Annotated in this window: 13 protein-coding genes and 2 riboswitches; of the genes, 9 read left to right on the top strand and 4 right to left on the bottom strand. The window is 33.4% G+C overall.

From position 1 onward, the window contains the following. Positions 1 to 41: 41 nt before the first annotated feature. Together CAN42_RS02080 and CAN42_RS02075 are read left to right on the top strand one after the other, a co-directional pair. On the top strand, positions 42 to 1,094 hold the full coding sequence (locus CAN42_RS02080; protein ID WP_085875340.1) for an enoyl-CoA hydratase/isomerase family protein: 1,053 nt from the start codon (positions 42 to 44) through the stop codon (positions 1,092 to 1,094). 214 nt (positions 1,095 to 1,308) lie between these two features. Beyond that, entirely contained in the window at positions 1,309 to 2,661 is a 1,353-nt protein-coding gene (locus CAN42_RS02075) for a hemolysin family protein (protein WP_085875339.1), read from the top strand. A 103-nt stretch (positions 2,662 to 2,764) separates the two neighbouring features. On the opposite strand, the gene CAN42_RS02070 is transcribed toward CAN42_RS02075, so the two are convergent. The 3 genes from CAN42_RS02070 to CAN42_RS02060 all read right to left on the bottom strand — a co-directional run bounded on the left by CAN42_RS02070 (position 2,765) and on the right by CAN42_RS02060 (position 5,688). After that, on the bottom strand, positions 2,765 to 3,646 hold the full coding sequence (locus tag CAN42_RS02070; RefSeq protein WP_085875338.1) for an Abi family protein: 882 nt from the start codon (positions 3,644 to 3,646) through the stop codon (positions 2,765 to 2,767). Between the two features lie 267 nt (positions 3,647 to 3,913). Next, entirely contained in the window at positions 3,914 to 4,216 is a 303-nt protein-coding gene (locus tag CAN42_RS02065) for a hypothetical protein (RefSeq protein WP_085875337.1), read from the bottom strand. 68 nt (positions 4,217 to 4,284) lie between these two features. Further along, positions 4,285 to 4,372: riboswitch (SAM riboswitch) on the bottom strand. A 473-nt stretch (positions 4,373 to 4,845) separates the two neighbouring features. Beyond that, positions 4,846 to 5,688, bottom strand: a complete 843-nt coding sequence (locus CAN42_RS02060; protein WP_085875336.1) for a gamma-glutamyl-gamma-aminobutyrate hydrolase family protein — start codon at positions 5,686 to 5,688, stop codon at positions 4,846 to 4,848. Between the two features lie 337 nt (positions 5,689 to 6,025). Between CAN42_RS02060 and CAN42_RS02055 the strand changes: the two genes are divergently transcribed. The 5 genes from CAN42_RS02055 to CAN42_RS02035 all read left to right on the top strand — a co-directional run bounded on the left by CAN42_RS02055 (position 6,026) and on the right by CAN42_RS02035 (position 14,799). Next, positions 6,026 to 6,946, top strand: a complete 921-nt coding sequence (locus tag CAN42_RS02055; RefSeq protein WP_085875335.1) for a DnaJ domain-containing protein — start codon at positions 6,026 to 6,028, stop codon at positions 6,944 to 6,946. A 44-nt stretch (positions 6,947 to 6,990) separates the two neighbouring features. Further along, positions 6,991 to 9,573, top strand: a complete 2,583-nt coding sequence (clpB, locus tag CAN42_RS02050; RefSeq protein ID WP_085875334.1) for an ATP-dependent chaperone ClpB — start codon at positions 6,991 to 6,993, stop codon at positions 9,571 to 9,573. A gap of 310 nt (positions 9,574 to 9,883) precedes the next feature. Next, entirely contained in the window at positions 9,884 to 11,689 is a 1,806-nt protein-coding gene (locus tag CAN42_RS02045) for an S-layer homology domain-containing protein (protein ID WP_085875333.1), read from the top strand. A 296-nt stretch (positions 11,690 to 11,985) separates the two neighbouring features. Next, complete coding sequence (locus CAN42_RS02040) at positions 11,986 to 13,473, top strand: Na+/H+ antiporter NhaC family protein (RefSeq protein ID WP_342364440.1); 1,488 nt, start codon at positions 11,986 to 11,988, stop codon at positions 13,471 to 13,473. A 39-nt stretch (positions 13,474 to 13,512) separates the two neighbouring features. Next, positions 13,513 to 14,799 (top strand): L-cysteine desulfidase family protein, encoded by a 1,287-nt coding sequence (locus CAN42_RS02035; protein ID WP_085875331.1) that lies wholly within the window; start codon positions 13,513 to 13,515, stop codon positions 14,797 to 14,799. Positions 14,800 to 15,071: 272 nt separating this feature from the next. Here CAN42_RS02035 and CAN42_RS02030 read toward each other — a convergent pair whose 3' ends face one another. Next, complete coding sequence (locus tag CAN42_RS02030) at positions 15,072 to 15,692, bottom strand: PBECR4 domain-containing protein (RefSeq protein WP_135100539.1); 621 nt, start codon at positions 15,690 to 15,692, stop codon at positions 15,072 to 15,074. 299 nt (positions 15,693 to 15,991) lie between these two features. Then, a riboswitch (Lysine riboswitch) is annotated at positions 15,992 to 16,161 on the top strand. Positions 16,162 to 16,269: 108 nt separating this feature from the next. Between CAN42_RS02030 and CAN42_RS02020 the strand changes: the two genes are divergently transcribed. Further along, complete coding sequence (locus tag CAN42_RS02020; RefSeq protein ID WP_085875329.1) at positions 16,270 to 17,124, top strand: transporter substrate-binding domain-containing protein; 855 nt, start codon at positions 16,270 to 16,272, stop codon at positions 17,122 to 17,124. 16 nt (positions 17,125 to 17,140) lie between these two features. Continuing rightward, positions 17,141 to 17,911, top strand: coding sequence for an amino acid ABC transporter permease (locus tag CAN42_RS02015; protein ID WP_085875328.1), 771 nt, complete (start codon positions 17,141 to 17,143; stop codon positions 17,909 to 17,911).

Below are 17,911 nucleotides of genomic sequence, written 5' to 3'. Positions count from 1 at the left end.
TTGGGGTAGACATTAAAAATAATTAAGAAGATGGTGATATGATGAAAAAAGATGATTTTATAATTAGCAAAGTGATAAAAAATTTTGGCATAATTTATTTTAATAGGCCCAATAAAATAAATGCTATAAACTTAAAGATGGTAAAGGATATAAGAAATATCTTAGAAAAATGGGAAAAGGACGATGGAATAAGGGCTATCCTCTTCGAAAGTTTATCTGACAGGGGTTTTTGTTCTGGCGGCGACTTAGTCCACCTCTACAAGGACTTTATCACTAATGATGACTGTAAGAATAAAGACGAACTTTTTATCAAGGAGTTTGCTCTGGATAAGTATGTAGCCTCATATAAAAAACCTATTGTATCCTATTGGAAGGGCATTGTAATGGGTGGTGGAATTGGAATTAGTATAAATTCTGACCTTATAATTTGTGATGAAAGTGTACAATGGGCAATGCCAGAAACAAGCTTGGGATTCGTCCCCGATGTAGGTGTGGGAAAATTTATCTCTAGCTTGCCTCAAGCTCTTGGACAATACCTAGGGCTCTGTGGAGGACGTCTAGCATCCCCGGACTTGATAAAGCATGGACTTGCTCATGTCTTTATAGATTCAAAGGATTATGAAAAGCTAAGAGAAAAGTTTTTTGATTTATCAGAAAAATATAGGGGACAAGGACTAATAGAGAAGTTAAGAGAAGAAGCAGAAAAATATAAAAAGGAAAGTCAGGAGACCTTTGTTGAAAAAAATTCTGACAAGATAGAAAAGTATTTCTGTAAGGATAGCTTAGGAGAAATTTATAAAATTCTAGAAGAGAACCAAGAGGATGAATTTGCAAGAGATGTTTTAAAGAACCTAAGAGGCAAATCCCAATTTATCTTGGCTTTGCAGTTTGAAAAATATTTTCTTGGCAAGGGCTTGACCTACCATGAAACTGTGGATTTGGATTTAAAAATTTTAAGACAATGCCTAGAGCTTGGCGAGATGGAAGAGGGCATAAGAGCCAAAATGATTGACAAGGACAATAATCCAGATTGGAAGCACAAGAGCCTAGATGAAGTAAAAATTGAAGAAGTAAAAAATTTTTTAGTTAAGTAAAGAGAAGAAGGGCAATTAAGTAGAAGGCCCTTCTTCTTTTATTTTAAATTTTCATCCAAGCCCACCACGCTTAGTCATAAATAACTAACACCAGAGGGCGAAATTCTTAAAACATAGGAAGTGAGTAAAAAAGCTTGATAAGATTAATTATTTTATTGTCACAAATATAAATTCTTTGATATAATTAGGCTAAAAAGATAGGGAGGAAGATTTTATGGACGATGGCGCCTTGTGGGCTAAGCTCATATTAATAGCAATACTTACAAGCATTAACGCATTTTTTGCGTCAGCTGAAATGGCAATGGTTTCAGTAAACAACAACAAGATAAAAGAAATGGCAGAAAAAGGAGATAAGAGAGCAAAGGCTCTTTTAGATATCTCAGAAGATCAAACGAGATTTTTATCCACAACCCAAGTAGCAATAACCTTGGCAGGATTTTTCTCATCTGGATCTGCAGCTACTTCTATTTCAAAAGTATTTGGAGAATTCTTAAGAAGATACGGGATCCCCTATGGTGGGACAGTAGCCTTTATTTTGGTGACTCTTGCCCTATCCTATATAACACTTGTTTTTGGGGAGCTAGTGCCAAAGAGAATTGCCCTACAAAATTCAGAAAAAGTTGCCCTTAAAGCATCAGGTGCAATTGCCTTGGCCTCAAAAATATTTTATCCCTTTGTAAAATTACTATCAGTTTCAACAGTATTAGTATTAAAGATTATGGGAAAATATTCAGAGGACGTAGAAGAAAAAATTTCAGAAGAAGAATTAAAATCCTATATAAAAGTTTCAACCCAACAAGGAGTAATCAACTCAGCTGGGGAAGAAATGATAGTTAACATAATGGACTTTGACGACAAGTTGGCATACGAAATTATGACACCAAGGACTTCCATTTACATGCTAGACTACGACGAGTTCACAACAGAAACAATAACAGAAGTCTTGAAGATGGGTTACTCAAGGATGCCAGTCTATCGTGAGAACACAGACAACATCCTGGGAACAGTTTACATCAAGGATCTCTTTGTTGAATACGCAAAAAATGATTACGAGTCCATAAACTTGGACAACTGTATCAAGTCACCTTACTATGTACCAGAAACCAAAAAAATTGACATGCTTCTAAAGGAACTTCAAGCATCCAAAAACTATGTAGCAATCCTAATTGACGAGTACGGAGGTTTCTCTGGTATGGTTACAGTAGAAGACATAGTAGAAGAAATAGTTGGAGAAATCGAAGACGAGTACGACAAGGAAGACCACAGCGTAGAAAAAATTGGCGAAAACGAATATATAGTAGACGGATCCATGGACATAGAAGACATAAACGATGCCCTAGGACTATCATTATATTCGGAAAATCACGAAACAATATCTGGCTTGATAATAGAAAAGCTTGGCTTTATACCAGACGAAAAACAAAAGAAAAAACTTAGTGTCAAGGCAGGCGGCTGCATCTTGACAGAACTAGCAGTAGCAGAAAAAAGGATAATAAAAGCCAGCATCAAAGTAATACCAGAAGAACAAGAAGAAGCCAAAAGAGAATATAAAGAATTCAATTCATAAAAAACTAACCCCCTAGATCCAAATGGATTAGGGGGTCTTTTAATGTGAAAGACTTAAATTAAAAATATAATAATAAATTACAGAGAATAGATTTAATTAAAAACTAAAGAATATCCTTCCAGTTTTTTGGAAAGCCCATAAAACTATAATTAAAGTAGCCTTGATACTTATCAAAAGTGTTTTCTAAATCTTTTAAAAGGGATTTCCACTGATTATTAGAGTTTAGAATTCTCTTTATAATTAGAAGGATAGGAAATATTTTGTTTTGTTTAGCCTTATATTGTTCGTTTTCGGAATATAAACGTGGATTTTCTTTTAGAGGCATATTATAGAGTCTAGTGTAGTGGGCACAAATATTTCTAACTTCAACAAGGCATAAAATCCAATTTTTTAAATATTTAGGGTCTGTATTATAATAATCAGAAATTTCTTTCTGATCTTCTAACTTTAAAATGCTGAATAAAGAAGATAAATTTCCAAAAGACATAAGCTCAACAGATACCCACAATGGAAATAATCCGTTATACTTTTTCAAGTGATGTTTAACAAAAGGTTTATTTTTTTGTCTATTAATTTCCTTATTCAGATTTTCGTTAATTATGGAATATATGCTTTGACCTTCTTTGGTAGTTTTATAAATAAAATTATTTTCGTGCATAAGAGCATCAGAACCATATTTATTGGATAGGTGATAAGCGATTTGGGTTCTAAGTTCAATTTCAATCTGCTCAATAGTCCTTATAATATTATTTTTAAATTGACTGTCAAAACAGTAAAGATTAAAAAGATGCTCTATACTTACCTTATCTTTGTAGTGTTCCTTATTTTCAGATTTTTTCAAGCCAATACCATAGCCTGAAAGTCTATAATAATTTACTTTTTTTAGAATTTCTTCTGCAAATTCATAGTTGGATATAGAAAGATTGTGATCATTTTTTAGTTTAATAATTTGATTTTTGTAACTTAAAGCAGGCTTTAATTCCATACAAATTCTCCTTATACAAAAAAGCCCTCTCCGTGGTCCGCATGTAAAAAATCTACATTAAGCGTGGAGAGGTTCTGTTAACTTAATTATAGCATAGGAAAAACTGGAGTCAAGAGTGTATATGAAAGAAAATAAGGAACCCCTACATCCAAATAGAGTAGAGGGTAGTTTATTGTGTAATAGTGAAAGAGGAAGTAGATAGTTACTTCCTCTTTTTATGTTTGTGCTAACTTATAAAATATGACATCTCATAACAAATTAAAAAATTTATTTAATGTTTAGAACCTCATCCTTGAACTCTTGAATTGTATAATTTCTTGAGTCTAGGCACTCATGAGCGCAGGCACGATAGATTAAACCAAAGCGTTTAAGCTCTGTGTTGACAAGTATAAGGGGATAATCATTGTTCCAATTGACACACTTAAAACCCTTAGATGTTAAGTAGCCATAGAATGAATTCCTAGCCTTCCTATCTCTTTCATAAACTCCGTAAGGAATAGAAATGGGTTCTTCCCAATAAGCTCCCCTACAATTTTCTTGATAATGTTCGTAATAAACTTCCATTAACATATAAACTCCTCCTTTAAAATTAGAGAAGAAAAAAGCACCCATCGAAAGATGGATGCAAGATTGATACGTATCCATCATACAAGCATTAGCACCTTGCCTCGTGGGTAGGTTGCTGAAGGGTCGATGAGCTTGTCTCTCGCCTTCTCTTTATGGTAATTTCATTTTATCATTTTTGAAAAGAAGGGTCAAAGGGAATTGCTTTTAAAATGACTCACAAAAGTGTCGCAGTTAAAGTTGGGAAGTTGTAAAAATTTATGAGTTTGCAAAACTTTATAAAGTCATAAAAAATTACAAAGCTATAAAAAATTACAAAGTCATAAGACAAGATAGACTCATAAAAATCTATAAAGTTGTGAAAAGCTATGGGCTTATAAAAAATCCTTAAGTCATAAAAAAGGACAAAAAAATTGCCGAGACGACCTCGGCGAGTAAAAGGAATTTAATTAAAAAAGTGTATTAAATAATCTGTTACCAGTTTAACATAGTAACACGAATAAGACAATAAGAAATTTAAAATATTTAACAAATTTATAAAACTTTTGATATAGAAGGGAATAAAATAATAAAAATTAATAAGAAAGAGGAGCTAAGTTGCTCCTCTGTGCTTTTGTAAAACTAGAATAAAAAAATTATTTTGCTTCTTTTGATAATTCTTGTGCTTTTGCTATGAAAGTTTTATAAAGATTTAATGCATCTTTATTATTATCTTCCATTATCATTGCTTCTGGGTGGAATTGTAAGCCTAAGAAGTATTTTTTATCAGTTCTTCTTATTGCTTCGATAGTACCATCAGGAGCTTCTGCTAAAACTTCTAAATTTTTTCCTAAATCTTTAACTGCTTGGTGGTGCCAAGAGTTAACTTCTACGTTACCATTTTTTCCGAATCCTTCAGCTAAGATGTTGTCAGGAAATACATTTATTTCATGCTTCACAAAAACTTTTTTATTTGGATCTCTGTGAATTATGTCAGTTGGATGTTGTACCATTATATCTTGATATAATGTTCCACCCGATAAAACATTAGTAAGTTGCATTCCTCTGCAAGTTGCTAATGTAGGCTTATCTTCTTCTAACAAAGCCTTAAGTAAGAATACGTCGGAATCATCTCTTCTAGGATTAATTTCTTCTAAAGTAGGAATTGGTTCTTCGTTGTATAAAGCAGGATTTAAGTCATCGCCACCTGTTATGACAACGCCTTGAACATCTTTGATTTCTTCTTTAGCTTGGTCAAGAGATTTCATTTCATTAAGAAATACAACTTTTGCACCAGCTTTTCTTAAGGCGTCAGCATACATTTGAGTGTCTATATCTACTTTATCCTTTGAATCTTTATCAACTTCATCAGTTGACCAAGAAACTGCAATTGTAGGACCACCTGCATTATCTTTTTTACTACAAGCTGTAAATACTAACATTGATACAAGTAAAAAAGATAAGTAGATAGATATTTTTTTAATGTTTAGTTTCTTCATGGTTTACTCCTCTCTAAAATATTGTTTTCTAGTTTTACACTTATAGTATATCGTTTTCATAGAAACAAGGCAATAAAAATTTTTTAAAATAAATTAGCAGACTACTTGCAAGAGTGCTAATGATGTTGTATAATTTAGATAGTCAAAGATAGTCAAACTAAATTTGACTATGATTTTTATTTTAATTTCACAAAAACGGAAACGGAAACGGAAACGGAAACTAGATAAAGGTCTTAATTTTAAATCTATTTAATTAACTTCTATTATGTTGCAATATTTTTTATTGGGATATAATTAGAGTGAGATTAAATGTTTATATATATGAGGAGGTTACATTTTGAAATACAAAGATTATTATGAAATCCTTGGAGTTTCTAAAGATGCAGATGAAAAGGAGATAAAGAAGGCTTATAGGAAGCTTGCGAAAAAATATCATCCTGACGTCAACCAAGGCGACGAGGTAGCTGCAGAAAAGTTTAAGGAAGTCTCTGAGGCCTACGAGGTCTTGTCAGACCCCGACAAGAGAAAGAAATATGATACTTTCGGATCTAATTATGATTTTTCATCTGGCTATGATTTCGACCCTTCTCAATATGGTTACACTTATACCACAGGAGGAAGCGGTGCAGACTTCTCAGACTTCTTTGAAACTATTTTTGGTTCTTCTAAGTCTGGTGGCAATTTCTCTGGTGGCTTTAACTTAAATGACATCTTCGGAGATTTCTCTTCCAAGGGAAGGGGAAGGTCCCAAAAGAAGGCTAGAAATAAATTTGAATCTGAGCTTTCTATTTCTATTAAGGAGGCCTTTGAAGGTGTGACAAAGAATGTTTCTTTAACTTACAAGCAAAAGGAATATGATGTCGCTGTCAAGGTTCCTGCTGGAATCACTAGGGGCAAGAAGGTCAAGGTAAAAGGAGAAAAGTTTGGTCTTCCTGGCGATATCTTGTTCAAGATCAACATCAAGGATGAAAAAGATCTTGTCCTCGATGGGCTTGATGTTACAAGGACTGTTAACATTTATCCATGGGAAGCTGCTCTTGGATCTTCTAAGACTGTAGAGACTCTTAATGGTAAGTTAAAGTTAAAGATTCCTCAAGGTTTTGTTGGCGGCAACAAGATGAGGATTTCTTCTAAGGGCTTTAAGGACCTTAAGGGAAATGTGGGGGACCTTTATGTGGTCTTTAATATTGTAAATCCTAAGGACTTAACTGAAGAACAAGAAAAATTATATAAGGAATTAGAAAAATTAAGTAAATAACAATTTTTAATTGATTAAATATATTGAACAAATGAGGTGTTTATATGAATTTTGACAAATTTACTCAAAAATCCCTTGAAGCCGTTCAAGGTGCATATAATATTGCTAAGGAATACGGCAATCCAGAGGTAAAAGAAATTCACATCAACTATGCCCTCTTAAATGACAAGGAAGGCCTTATTCCTAGGGTCTTGACATATATGGACAAAAACCCTGATATGTTAAAAAGTGACGTCTTAAAGGTTATTGAAAGACTTCCAAAACAATCAGGTGCAGAAGTTTATGCCGACTCTTCTTATAGGGAACTTTTCCAAAAGGCAGAGGACTTTAAGAAGAAGATGGGTGATGATTACCTTTCTGTTGAACACATCTACCTTGCTCTTTTGAATATGAAGGGGACTGATTCTTCTTCTATCTTTAATAAGAACAAGATTGATGCGGATGGATTTTTAAATGCCCTTAAAAAAATCAGGGGCAACCAACACGTTACTACTGACAACCCAGAAGGAACTTACGACGCTCTTAAAAAGTATGGTCAAGATTTAACTGAACTTGCTCGTGAAGGCAAGCTTGACCCAGTTATTGGTCGTGACGAAGAAGTTCGTAACGTAATCAGGATTCTTTCTCGTAGGACTAAGAACAACCCAGTTCTAATTGGTCCTCCTGGAGTTGGTAAGACTGCCATTGCTGGTGGACTTGCTCAAAGAATTGTCTCTGAAGACGTGCCAGAAGGCTTAAAAAACAAAACTGTCTTTTCACTTGATATGGGGGCCCTAATTGCTGGTGCAAAATATCGTGGTGAATTTGAAGAAAGATTAAAGGCTGTTTTAAATGAAGTCTTAAAATCCAATGGAGATATAATTTTATTTATCGACGAAATCCACAATATTGTGGGAGCAGGCAAGACTGATGGTGCTATGGACGCATCTAACCTTTTAAAGCCAATGCTTGCTCGTGGTGAACTTCACGCTATTGGGGCAACAACTCTTGACGAGTACAGAAAGTACATCGAAAAGGACCCTGCCCTTGAAAGAAGATTCCAAAAGGTTATGGTAAAGGAACCAAGTGTTGAAGATACTATTGCAATCCTTCGTGGTCTAAAAGATAAATATGAAATCTACCACGGAATTAGGATCTCTGACTCAGCAGTTATAGCTGCGGCAACTTTATCTGACAGGTATATCACTGACAGGTTCTTGCCAGATAAGGCAATCGACCTAATGGACGAAGCTTGTGCAATGCTTAGGACAGAAATCGACTCAATGCCAACAGAAATTGACGAAGTTAGAAGAAAAATCTTGCAACTTGAAATTGAAAATCAAGCCCTTAAAAAGGAAACTGATGAGGCAAGTGCTGAAAGACTTAAAAAACTTCAAGAAGAACTTTCTGAAGAAAAGGCTGAGTTTGACAGATTAAAATCTAAGTGGGAAGCAGAAAAGAAGGAACTTGATTCCACAAAGGACATCAAGAAGAAAATCGAAGACACTAACCACGCAATAGAAGAAGCTGAAAGAAACTACGATCTTGAAAGGCTTTCTGAATTAAAATACGGAACTCTTCCAAAGTTAAAAGAAGAACTTGCAGCTAGAGAAAAAGCATCTACAAAAGACGAATCATCTATGGTGAAGGAAGAAGTCACAGAAGATGAAATCGCCTATGTAGTTAGCAGGTTGACAGGAATCCCTGTTGAAAAATTAAATAAGACTGAAAGAGATAAATTGTTAGGTCTTGAAGATATCCTCCACAAGAGGGTAATAGGTCAAGACAAGGCTATTGAACTTGTGTCAGACGCAGTTTTAAGAGCAAGAGCTGGACTTAAAGATAAAAACAAACCAATAGGTTCCTTTATCTTCTTAGGACCAACTGGAGTTGGTAAAACTGAAACAGCCAAGGCACTTACTGAAACACTTTTCGATGACGAGAGAAACCTAATAAGGATTGACATGTCCGAGTACATGGAAAAACATTCTGTGTCAAGACTTGTTGGATCCCCTCCAGGATATGTAGGATATGATGAAGGTGGACAACTTACTGAAGCAGTAAGGAGAAAACCATACTCAGTAATCCTCTTTGATGAAATCGAAAAGGCCCATCCAGATGTATTCAACATCTTGTTACAAGTTCTTGATGATGGTAGACTTACTGACAACCAAGGCAGGACTGTTGACTTTAAAAACACAGTTATTATAATGACATCAAACATTGGATCTCACTTCTTAATTGACGGCATCGATGAAGATGGCAAGATCAAAGAAGATGCGAGAGAAAATGTTATGGATGACTTGAGGGCATCCTTTAGGCCAGAATTCTTAAACAGGGTTGATGAAATTGTATTATTCAAACCACTTCAAAAGAGTGAAATCTATGGCATCATCAAACAAAGCATTGCCGAAGTTGAAAAGAGACTTGCAGATAGAGACATCCACATCGAAGTTACAGATGGAGCTTTGGAATTTATCTTGAATGCATCCTTTAGCCCACAATATGGTGCAAGACCTGTTAAGAGATACATCTCTCACAAGCTTGAAACTATTATTTCAAAGATGATAATTAGGGGCGACGTAATGGACGGCGACACAATTGTAGTTGAAGTAGAAGTAGACGACTTGTCTGTCAAAGTAAAATAAATTTAGGGGCTTGCTTAGGCAGGTCCTTTTTACTTGCAAAGAATTTATGATGAGGGTCTGTAGATTTTTAGAACTTGATTAATGAATAAAAATTCTTATTAAGTGAGGACTTAAATTTTTTTTCTTTTTATTACTTTTTTTGATAGAAAATTTTATTTCTGTAAAATTACAAATTATTAAGAAAAGATTAAATCCAATAAAAAGCTCTAAATTATCACTTTTTTATCACAAATAAGCTTTAAACTCAGTAACATAGTATGAAATAAGAGTATAAATATATTTTATATTTTTGATTTAGGAGGAAATTTTTATGAAACCATATAGCAAAAAATATTTAACACTTGCTCTAGCAGGAGTGCTAGCAGCATCAATCCCAGTATCTGCTTTTGCAGGTAAACCATCACCTAATCAAGGAGCAGCAAAACCAGCTACAGGCACTCCAGGTGCAACAACACAAGCACCAACACCAGGGTCAGCAACACTTGGAACAGGAAACCCAAACAATAAAGGCGAAACACAAGCACAACCTGGAGCAGAAAAACCAAAGGATAAACAAGATCCTGGAAATGTAGATCCAAATAAAGAAAAGAAAGAAACACCAGAAGAAAAGAAAGCAAGAGAAGATAAAGAAGCTAAAGAAAAGAAAGATAAAGAAGAAAGAGAAAAGAGAGAAGAAGAAAGAAGACAAAGAGAAAGACTTTCACTTTCAAACCTTAAATATGATGGAAAATATTTAACAGGATATACTTCATCAAATGCTGATATTTATATTAAACTAGCAAACTCAAGATATGGATACGGATTTTACTCTAGCTATGAAAGAATAGGTCAAGCTTACAGCAATGGAGACATTAAGATTAGTGTAAATCTTAAAGAAGGAGAAACTTACTTAGTAAAAGCTGTAGATGGTAGATATGAATCAGCAGAAAAAGAAATTAAAAACGACAACTACAGAAATATAAAGGGCACAAGAGTAGATGCTACTGATTTAAGTGCTTCTGGAAGTGTCCTAACAGGAAGAGTTAAGGGTCATGCCTTTGACTTTATCACAGTATATCTTGATGGAGAAAAACTTGGCACAGTTAGAGCTGACAAGGATGGAAAATTCACACTTACTCTAAGCAAAAGCATCAATGATAGTGATCTTAAAGATTTAAGATTCTACACAGATTCAAAAACTGTTGAAAACAAAAAATTCAAAGTTACAGAAGCCCTTGACGGACAAAAAGTTGTAAAGGGAACTGCAAATACTGATGATGAAATCACAGTTTACGATGCAAATGGCAATAAAATCTCCACAACTTATGTAAACAACGCAGGAGTATTTACAGCATATCTAAACAGAGCCCTAATAAATGGCGAAACAATTAAAATCGAAGCTAGAGATAAGGACAAAAACATCACTAAGATTGAATACAAGGTAACAAAGAATGCAGTAGAAGAAGTTAAGGCAATTGCTTACATCAAGGGCTATCCAGATGGAACATTTAAGCCACAAGCAAATGTAACAAGAGCAGAAGCAGCTCAAATGTTTGCTACCCTTCTAAATGGTGGAGCAAACTTTGGAACATCCCAAGCTACAAAATTTTCTGATGCAAGCAACGATTGGTACTCAAAGGCAATCAACTATGTTGTTGGTATGGGACTAATCTCTGGTTACCCTAATGGAACATTTAAACCAAATGAAAGCATAACAAGAGCAGAATTTGCACAAATGATTTCTGGCTACGTTAAAAAGAGAGCAGAATTTGAACAAAAGCTTTCTAGCAGTTTTAAAAATGAAAAAGCTAGCACATCAGACTTCAAAGATGTTAAAGACCACTGGGCAAAGGATGCAATTGACAAACTTTATGGTAACAAAAATGTAACTGGTTATCCAGATGGAAGCTTCAAACCAAACGCAAAGATCACAAGAGCAGAAGCTGTTACAATCCTAAACTCTGTATTTAACAGAAATACAAACAAAAGCTCACTTAACAATGTGAACACTTCATCACTTAACAAGTTCTCTGACGTTAGTGAAGGCTTCTGGGCTTACTACAACATTCTTGATGCAGCAAACTCTCACAATAGAGAAAGACTAAACTCAACTTCTGAAGTTGACATGTGGAAATAAATAAAATTTTAAGGGCTCCCTGAGGGGAGCTTTTTTAGTAGGATAAATAGTGTAAGAAGGGAAGTAATTCCTATCTTGCACTATATTTTTTATTCAGAAATTTATTGCGAGATAATTCTTTATTAGTTAAAGGAAACTTGTAAGATTGTAAGACTTGATAACTTTATAAAAATTTAGTTTAGTAAAGAAAGCATTTGCTTGACTTTCGTTAAGTAATTGAACTATAATATCGTTAATAAAAATTTTCACGAAGTAAATCATTATATTTATATCATATTAGTGTAAAATAATTTAGTATTTATAATTATATTGTTCCCTTTATTAAAATTTCATATACAAAATCTAAACAGAGAGGAGAGAGAGTTATGAAAAAGAAGTTAGATTTTAGGGGTGGAAGTTTTATGGCATTGATACCTTTCTTAATATTTATATCTGTTACAATTACATTATCTTTTATAAACGCAGCAGACTTAAATATGATGATAGGTGCAGGTGTAGTTGGTATCTTAGTGGGTATGTTATTTGCTAAGAATATTGAAGATTATTGGGATGTAATTTTGCAAGGATTAGGTTCCAAAGTTGGTGTTACTGCTGTAATGCTTTGGCTAGTAATAGGAATATATGGAAATATTCTTAAAAGTGGTCATATAGTTGAGGGGTTAGTATGGTTAAGTGTTAAACTAAAAATGAGTGGAGCTACATTCACTTTAGCAGCATTTGTTTTCTCAGCTCTATTTGCTATTGCAACTGGTTCAGGATTTGGCACTATATCAACTATGAGTTTTATTCTTTATCCAGCAGGAATACTTCTAGGTTCAAGCCCAGCAATTTTAGCAGGTGCTATTCTATCGGGAGCAGCTGTAGGGGATAATTTAGCTCCAGTATCTGATACAGCAATTATTGCAGCAACTACACAAGAATATCAATATAAAGATGGTGTTGCTGAAATAGGGCCGACTGTTAAGTTGCGTTTTCCTGTGGTTATTCTAGGATTTATTATTGCTGCAATTATGTTTTTTGTTTTAGGATCTAGTGGACAAGGAGCTATTGACCCAGGTGAAGCGGCTAAATTATTAAGTCAATATCAAATACCAAAAGGGTTATTTTTATTAATTCCAACAATTATAGTTATACTTTTATCAGTTAATGGTAAAAATATTTTTGCTTGTTTAAGTGTTGGTATAGTAGTAGCTATTGCTATAGGTCTTGTATTTGGTCTATTTGACTTATCAGCATTAATTAGTATAAAAGACGGTGTTATTTCAGGAGCAATACCTGATGGTGTCGGTGGAATGTTAAATGTTTCAATTTTACTATTAATAGTTGTATCTATGGGGGAATTGTTAGTTGCTAGTGGATGTATGGATGCTGTTGTAGATTGGCTTACAAACTCAGTAATAAAAACACCTAGAGGATCAGAAATAGCAATATTCTCTTTAGTAACAATATTTGGAATATTAATTGCTGCAATTAATACAATTGCAAATATATGTGTTGCTCCATTTGTTAATGCGATTGGCAAAAAAAGTGATCTACATCCATATCGTAGAGCAAATATATTAGCCACAACAATTTGTTCATTCCCATTCTTTTTACCTTATGGTGGATGCGTTCTATTATTATTAGGTGGACTTTCTTCTATGAAAGGTACATACGGATTCCTACCTGATCTAAAGGCAACAGATATGATATTTACTGCATTTTATCCATGGGTTATTTGGGTGTTGACTTTAATCCTATGTATTACTGGCAAAGGAAGAATATTTGAAGAAAAAGAAAAATAAAAGAAAAGGTTGGTACAACTTAATCGAAGGGAGAGAATTATGGAAAAATTAACTAATTTAATAAAAATGGATATGGTTCCAGCATTAGGCGTTACTGAACCAGGAGCTATAGCTTTTGCTTGCTCTAAGGCTAGGAGTTATACAAAAGGAGAAATAAAATCAGTCCTAGTTTCAATGAACTCTGGAATGTATAAAAACGCTTTTACTTGTGGAATACCTAATTCTGAAGAAGTTGGAAATATATTTTCGGCAGCTTTAGGAGTAGTAGCAGGCAATCCAGAAAAAGGCTTAGAATCTCTTTCAGATGTTACTCCTGAAGATAATGAAGTAGCTAAAAAATTAGTAGATGAAGGGAAAATTGGTGTAAAACTATCTGGCATTACTTCTAGGATTTTCATTGAAGCTACTGTTGAAACTGATACAGACAAGTGTATAGTTACAATTGAAGATAAACACACAAATATAGTAAAAATTGAATTGAATGGAGAAGTAATATTTGAAGCAGAAAGAAATCATCACACAGAAGAAGAGGGTGACGATGAAACTCCATTAATTTTAAAATATACGCTAAAAGAGATCTTAGAATATGTTAATAATGTTCCATACGAAGAAATAGAGTTTATCAATGAAGCATTTAAAGTTAATTATGAGCTTTTTGAAGAAGGATTGAATAGTCCTAAAACAACTTTTGCAAGACAGTTAAAGAAAATGAATAATGATGAAATTTTCTCTGACAATGAATTGAAAACAGCTCAACTTTTATGTAATGGTGCAATAGAAGCTAGGGTAATTGGATTAGATAAACCAGCTATGAGTATTACAGGATCAGGGGCCCACGGTATTATTGCAACAATGCCATTATACGCTTCATACAAAATCAGAAACCTTCCAAAAGAAAAATTGATTAGAGCTACAGCTTTAAGTTATTTAATCTGTATGTATATTAAAGAATATTCTGGAAGATTATCAGCTTTCTGTGGATGTGCTATAGCAGCAGGAACAGGTATGGCTTGTGGACTAGCTTATTTAAGAGATGGAAATCTTGAGACAATGGAATATGTTATTAATAATATGGCTTCTAGTATAACAGGTATGATTTGTGATGGTGGAAATCAAGGATGTACTATGAAGGGAATAGCAGCAGTTTCAGCAGCATTTGATTCTTGTGAGCTTGCCCTAAATGGAGTTCATATTAATAAAGTTCATGGTATAAATGGAGATACACCAGAAGAAACAATGAAAAATATGGGAACAATAGCTTCACCTGGAATGATTGGAACTGAAAAAACAATTGTAGATATTTTTCAAGAGAAAATTGAAAAATAATTTTAATTATTAGAGTTTTAGAATAAAGGGAATAAAAACGACTCATCTATTAATATAAGGATGGGTCGTTTATTTATTACAATGATATAAAAAGGGAAGTAAAATACAAAATATAAGTACTAAAAATTAGTCAAAAAATAAAACTTTTGTGACTAATTTTTCCATTCTTTTAGATTTTCTTCCAGGAGCAATAATATTCATATTTTCTTGAAACCGGTATTTGATGATATCAAAAACTTTAAATAAATATTTTAAAGTTTTGTATTTAATATTTACCTAATATCAGTTTCATTAAATTCATTAAAATAATGCGGAACTTGTAGCTTTATTTCATCGAAAATACTATGTAACTCTATTTTATTTATGATAATTTTGTTCTCGTTTGTTTCTTTATCATGTTGTACAAATAAATCTATTTCACCAGGATTAGTTAACTGAAAACCCTTAAGCAATGTTTTTGGTTTAGAGTTTTTTAACAAAGTAAATCCCAATGTGAAGCTTGTATTTGCTGTGGCAATAGAACAAAGTATGTTGTTTTTTTCAAAGTTTTCTTCTATTTGCATATCGTTTATTAAGAGAGGCATATTCATAGCTTCGCTTAATATTTTAATTTTTCTTCTAACAGAACCCTTTTGTTGTTTAGAATTTATTTCAAAGTCATTTTCTTGTAATGTTCCACTAAAACATTTATCGAAAAACATATTTGGTGATAGTCGAGTATTTAATCCCGTTAAATGTAAATAATTATCTTTTTTTGCTGTAATTGTATAAAATGAAGCGTTGGTAAATGATTTGGAATATATTAAAAATTCTTTTTTTATAAAATTTTTATAATAAATTTTTGAACAATCTATTATTGTATTTTTTACTCTTTCTTTAAATGTTGTAATCATAAAATTCCTTTTCATAAAAATAGAGAATGCCATAGGACATTCTCTATTTCGGGTTTTTCACAGTTTCCCACTCTGCAATGGATATGGGTTTTAGAACTCCAGTCCGTTCGTCTAAAGCAAAGTTAAAACTTACTTTGTATTTAAAGTTTATCATAATAAACGAAAATGTCAAGTTTGTTATACTAGTAAATAGCACAAAAAAAGTTTTATAATTATTTTTCAAGAAAATGAAAATTGTCCTTGACTTTTAAAAATCTCCTTTATATAATTGATGAAACAATTAAATAAATTGTATTGAAAAATACGATAGAGGCGCGGGATTTATCAGTAATCTTTCAGAGCAAGACCATGCAGTGAAGGGAGATGAAAGGAAATTTCGCCGAAGTGTATTATTGGGAACAGATAATATGCTGGGCATGCAAACAATATTTGCATGACTGTCACGTTTTAGTGGGGAGCTATCTAAGGTTAAATACTTTGTCTTTACATATTTAGACATTTTAACAGTTTGGTTTTCCCAAACTGTTTTTTTTTATTACTTTTTGATAGTTACCGAAGAATTTTACGGAGGTATATCATGAATTTAAGAAGAAACGCAAGAAGATTATTACTTATTGGAGCTATGGCAGGAACAATGCTTTTAACAGCTTGTAACCCAAAGGGTGATGGGGGATCAGCTGCAGCACAATCTGATTCAGACACATTAAGGGTTGGTATGGAATGTGACTACGCTCCATTTAACTGGACACAAACTGGTGAAGAGCACGGCTACAAAATTGCAACAGGTGGCTACGCTGGTGGATATGACGTTGAAATCGCAAAGAAAATTGCTGAATCAATGAACAAAAAACTTGAAATTGTAAAAACTGAATGGAATGGTCTTACTCCAGCTATTACATCTGGAAAAATTGACCTTATTATAGCTGGTATGAGTCCAACTGCAGAAAGAAAGGAAACTCTTGACTTCTCAGACACTTATTACACATCAGACCTTGTAATTGTTGTTAAAAAGGATTCTCCTTATGCCAATGCAAAGAGCATAAATGATTTTAAGGGAGCAAATATCACTGGTCAACTTAACACTTTCCACTATGATGTTATTGATCAAATGGAAGGCGTAAATAAATCAACTGCTCTTGAAACTTTCCCAGCAATGATTGTTGCTCTAAGAAGTGGAAAGATTGACGGATATGTTTCTGAAAGACCAGGAGCCCTATCAGCAGTTGCAGCAAATAAGGACTTAACTTTTGTTGAATTTGCTGACGGCAAGGGATTCAAAACTTCTGTTGAAGATACATCAATTGCGGTAGGAGTTAAAAAGGGCAACAAGGAACTTCTTGATAAGGTAAACGAAGCTCTTTCAAAAATTCCTGAAGATGAAAGACAAAAAATAATGGAAGAAGCTGTGGCTAACCAACCACTAGGTGAATAAGATATAGGAGATAAATATGCCAAGTAGTTTTTTTGGATGGATTGGATTTTTATTAAAAGAATATGGTCCCCTCTTTGTTGAGGGGACTATTAATACAATTATAATTGCCGTTGTTGGTACTTTAATTGGTTTTTTAATAGGTCTTTTAATTGCAATAGTAAGAACAACAAAAGTAAATAAAAAGTCATCTGCCTTTAAGAGGGTGGGCCTAAAGATTTTAAATGTTATTATTAGCGTTTATATCCAAGTTATTAGGGGAACACCAATGATGGTACAGGCTATGATGTTTTATTATGGATCCCTTCAATATTTTAATTTGAATATGGCAGCTATGCCTTCAGCTCTAATTATAGTTTCTGTCAACACAGGAGCTTATATGGCAGAGATAATAAGGGGTGGAATTATCTCTGTAGACAAGGGACAAACTGAAGGAGCCCTATCCATAGGAATGACTCACTGGCAAACAATGACAGAAGTTGTCCTTCCTCAAGCTGTGAGAAATATTATCCCATCAGTTGGTAATGAATTTATTGTAAACATCAAGGACTCTTCAGTTCTTAACGTAATTTCTGTTTCAGAATTATTTTTCATTTCAAAGTCAGCTGCAGGAACTTATTTAAGATATTTCGAAGTTTTCTTTATAACAGCTTTGATTTATCTATTCTTAACAATAAGTGTGAGTCAAGTAATGAAGTTTGTTGAAAAGAAATTAGATGGAGATGGAACTTACAAGATTTACGGATCTCAATCAACAGCAGAAGTTATAGAAGTAAAGGAAGAGGTGTGA

Source organism: Peptoniphilus vaginalis (assembly GCF_900176605.1).
GTDB classification, from domain to species: domain Bacteria; phylum Bacillota; class Clostridia; order Tissierellales; family Peptoniphilaceae; genus Peptoniphilus_A; species Peptoniphilus_A vaginalis.
This window is presented reverse-complemented; position numbering and strand designations above follow the sequence as displayed.

Excerpts from the sequence above, each read along its gene's own strand:
- CAN42_RS02080 (WP_085875340.1), top strand. The coding sequence starts at position 42 with ATGAAAAAAGATGATTTTATAATTAGCAAAGTGATAAAAAATTTTGGC.
- CAN42_RS02075 (WP_085875339.1), top strand. The coding sequence starts at position 1,309 with ATGGACGATGGCGCCTTGTGGGCTAAGCTCATATTAATAGCAATACTT.
- CAN42_RS02070 (WP_085875338.1), bottom strand. The coding sequence starts at position 3,646 with ATGGAATTAAAGCCTGCTTTAAGTTACAAAAATCAAATTATTAAACTA.
- CAN42_RS02065 (WP_085875337.1), bottom strand. The coding sequence starts at position 4,216 with ATGTTAATGGAAGTTTATTACGAACATTATCAAGAAAATTGTAGGGGA.
- CAN42_RS02060 (WP_085875336.1), bottom strand. The coding sequence starts at position 5,688 with ATGAAGAAACTAAACATTAAAAAAATATCTATCTACTTATCTTTTTTA.
- clpB (WP_085875334.1), top strand. The coding sequence starts at position 6,991 with ATGAATTTTGACAAATTTACTCAAAAATCCCTTGAAGCCGTTCAAGGT.
- CAN42_RS02045 (WP_085875333.1), top strand. The coding sequence starts at position 9,884 with ATGAAACCATATAGCAAAAAATATTTAACACTTGCTCTAGCAGGAGTG.
- CAN42_RS02035 (WP_085875331.1), top strand. The coding sequence starts at position 13,513 with ATGGAAAAATTAACTAATTTAATAAAAATGGATATGGTTCCAGCATTA.
- CAN42_RS02030 (WP_135100539.1), bottom strand. The coding sequence starts at position 15,692 with ATGATTACAACATTTAAAGAAAGAGTAAAAAATACAATAATAGATTGT.
- CAN42_RS02020 (WP_085875329.1), top strand. The coding sequence starts at position 16,270 with ATGAATTTAAGAAGAAACGCAAGAAGATTATTACTTATTGGAGCTATG.
- CAN42_RS02015 (WP_085875328.1), top strand. The coding sequence starts at position 17,141 with ATGCCAAGTAGTTTTTTTGGATGGATTGGATTTTTATTAAAAGAATAT.